This is a genomic window from Rhizobacter sp. P2_H2 (assembly GCF_056403375.1).
Genome location: NZ_JBFUFP010000586.1, coordinates 1 through 3,396, shown reverse-complemented (window position 1 = coordinate 3,396; position 3,396 = coordinate 1). Strand labels below are relative to the sequence as shown.

Below are 3,396 nucleotides of genomic sequence, written 5' to 3'. Positions count from 1 at the left end.
GCGCGAAGGTGCTGCCGTTCATCGTCGACTGGGCGCGCGGCGGCGCCGACCTGAGCGGCGCGCAGGTGTTCCACGGCTACAGCCAGATGGGCGCGATGCGGGAGGCCGCTGTCGCGGCCTGCCGGCCGTTCGACGCGCTGCTGTCGCCGACCGCGCCGATCCCGGCCTTCGCCGCCGAGCTGCCGTGCCCGACCAACGACCCGGCGCGGCCGTTCGAGCACATCGCGTTCACGCTGCCGTACAACATGAGCGAGCAGCCGGCCGCGAGCATCAACTGCGGCTACACGAGCGACGGGCTGCCGATCGGGCTGCAGATCATCGGGGCGCGGCACGACGACCTGGGCGTGCTGCAGCTCGCGCGGGCGTGGGAGCAGATGCGGCCGGCGCAGCGGGCGTGGCCGCAGGTGGGGTGACGCCGGCTTGAATTTCGATGCAAATGAAGCGGCAATTGACGCCTTCAATGCATCAATCCTCGCCCGCATTGGTCGCATACCTGGACTCCAGAGCATTCGCCAAATGCTTGGCAACGTCCGCCAGGATGGTGCCCCACGCACGGGCTATCTGAGAATGGATCCAACCACTACTCGGCCGCTATCGATTGCGTTTGCGGCGTCCTCGCCGAGATAGCTTCCGCGTGCCGGGTCACGGCGAAGTTCTTTTCTCACAAAAGCCAGTACACCTTTCGCCCAATCGCAAAAGGCTTGGTCTTTCTGCACAAATATATTGCCAATGAGAACCCGATCTTCATAATAGAGACGCCCAGGTCGCATGATTTTTCCATCGTAGAATGGACGCCAGAATTCGATGATGTGCGACTTATGAATGTTGACATGCATCTTGACTGGGCTATCTGGTTCAATAAATATTCGAGCAGGCAATTGCATGGGTGCCAAATAGCAAACGAGCGACCTCTCTCCCGCGAATGCGATTGGAATTGGCAATTGGTCTAGCGTACCGAGCGAACTGAAATCACTGTTTGCAATATCTGACAAAAGAGCGACATCCCCCCTGCTCCTGAGAGACTTTCCCAGATCCCGAAGATCAAGATCTGTCGTCAAAATTTCAATTTGCTTTCCCATAGGATTTTCTCAGCGGTCATAGGGTCGGAATGATACGTTCGTGCCGGGCGATGCTTTACTCACATCTTGTATTGCACGTCGCTCACGAGCCACCGGATTTCCGGCCTGTGTCTCCTTACCAACTTGCACACCTTCAACTATCTCGCCAGTTCTCTTGTCTCTTGCAGCCACGTCGAGATATCGATTCTCCTTGTCTCCACCCGGAGTCCGAACGCGAACCTCTGTTTGCACTTCAATGTTGGGATCATTCGCATACTTGTTGCGCAATTCATTTTCAGCCTTTTCGACTTCAGCCTGATGTTCAGGACTTCCCTTCCGCCCATTCGGATTTGGAGGGCGCTTTTCTGCCTCCGTCGACAACCCATCAGCAGCCTGCTCCTCGGAATCGCCCACGGACAGTACCGCATCRACCATTTTCCACAGCACGGATCCGTTCTCAGCCTCCTTGTGGACGTASTCGCGCATCCCGGCGACCACTCTCGTGGTCTTGGCGSCCCCCGCGTTCAGRCCCTGCTGGAACGACTTCTGAACTGGCGTGCCCGGTGCGGCCATCAGCACGAAGGTCGGCGGCCCCGGCYTGAAGAGTCCYCCCAGGCAKGAYGAYGWGCAGGTCAGRTTCGGCGCAGGCAGYGTGGGCACGCCCGTGCCGGTGATCTTCACCTCCTCCATCACGAAGAGTTCGGGATCCCAGGTCTTGCYCGGCGTCAGCTCATTCGGATTCCASCCGCTCGGGTCCGTGCCACTCAGCGGCCGGTTCTCGACATAGCTGTAGCGGTTGTAGCTCTGCAGTTCRTAGGGCTTCGTCACGGCCCGRTCCGCKGACAGGAAGCGCCCKAGGGCCGCGTCGTACAKSCGSCCGTTCATGTGCGTGAGCCCGATGTCGTCGAGYTGCTCRTGGCCGGTGAAGCCGCGGTCGGTGCCGCTGTTSAMSGCSGGGCTCCAGTCGATSMCSAGCGCGCCKGCKGCGTCGTRGTTGCCGYTCGAGAAACGGCGCTTGCCGAACGGGTCGTAGGCGTTGCGGGCCGTSASGTYGCCGTTGTGRTCSGTCGTYGCYGCGATGCTGCCCAGGTGRTCCTTGTGCCAGTACTCCAGCTTCACCGCGCTCAGGCTCGACTGCACGGCTGGTGCGGTCTGCGCGGCGCCGAGCGTGGGCAACGCTCCCGTGCTCACCAGCACSCCGAGGCTCTGGCCGCCAGCGCTCAGGTAGTGGCGGTTGCTCGTGACCGCRGGGTTCGCWGCGCTCAGGCTCGTSGGTGMGTTGACTTCGCTCTCGAAGGCCAGWCCMCCYGYGTTGTCCGRRTGCAGGTACCACGTGGTYCKCGTRCCGGCGTTGGTGCCGCTCGGGATSGTCCGCACYTCGCGGATGCGCGCGTGGTCCTCGTCGTAGCCCCACACGTAGCTCGGCCCGCCTGCAGGCCCTTGCACWCCGSTYTGRCTGTCCGGCAGGTTGAAGCCGGTGTACGTGATCCCGCGGTACTTRCCCGCCGTCGCGCTGGCGATGTTGCCGTTCGCATCGAAGCCGTAGGTGTTGGCCGCSGCTCCTTCGATGCTCTKCACCGCATGCGGCCGCACTGCATTGGCGCCCTGTGCGTTGTAGCTGTACACCCCGACATCGCTCTTGTAGAGGATGCTGCCCAGCGCGTTGTATTGCAGGCTCACCGTGCGCACGAGGCCGTTGATCGCAGGAGCCGCCACCGTGTAGCGCTGCAGCCGGCCCAACGCGTCGTGCTCGAAGTTCTCCGTCACCGCGCCGGTGCTGCCATCCCCGTTCGCATCGTTGCGGTTCGTCAGCCGGCCCAGGCTGTCCCACACGTAGCCGTGGTTCAGCACGTCAGTGGCGTTGCCCTTGCCTGCCGTCAGGCCGCTCGCACGGCCGGTAGTGGCTTCATAGCCCGAYTTGCTCACCACCGMRYTGCTGTACCGCTGCTGCTCCAACTSGTCCCAYGCGTTGCAGGCCTGCGCCTGCCACAGCACYGTGCCGGCMGGCAGCGTGACRCTCGCGCCCGGCGTGCCTCCCGGGGTGCTCGGYAGCGGGYTCACCGTSACCGCSGTYGCCAGCGACACRCTGYTCAGGAATCCCTTGGGCGTGTAGCCGTAGTTCACMGTSAGCCCGGTYGGCCAGGTCTGSSTCGCYTGCCGGCCGTTKGCGTCATAGSYCASCGCRCTSGCGAAGSTCGGCCCGTTGACGACGCTGGTGCGGTAGTTGATCGGCCGGCCCAATCCGTCGTACGCCCACTGCCGACTGATGCCGGTGCTGGTGCYCGTCGCGCACAGCTTGCCGATGCCCATCAAGCAGCTGTCGTAGGTCCAGGTGCTC

At 63.0% G+C, this 3,396-nt stretch carries 3 protein-coding genes; 1 reads left to right on the top strand and 2 read right to left on the bottom strand.

Going from position 1 to position 3,396, the window contains the following annotated elements:
* On the top strand, positions 1-413 hold a 413-nt coding region (locus tag AC1D15_RS22935; protein ID WP_477827785.1), incomplete at its 5' end, for an amidase family protein.
* 144 nt (positions 414-557) lie between these two features.
* Here AC1D15_RS22935 and AC1D15_RS22930 read toward each other — a convergent pair.
* Both AC1D15_RS22930 and AC1D15_RS22925 read right to left on the bottom strand, forming a co-directional pair.
* Positions 558-1,079, bottom strand: coding sequence for a hypothetical protein (locus AC1D15_RS22930; RefSeq protein WP_477827784.1), 522 nt, complete (start codon positions 1,077-1,079; stop codon positions 558-560).
* A gap of 9 nt (positions 1,080-1,088) precedes the next feature.
* Positions 1,089-2,984: an RHS repeat-associated core domain-containing protein gene (locus AC1D15_RS22925; RefSeq protein WP_477827783.1), complete on the bottom strand. Its 1,896-nt coding sequence runs from the start codon at positions 2,982-2,984 to the stop codon at positions 1,089-1,091.
* Positions 2,985-3,396: the final 412 nt, after the last annotated feature.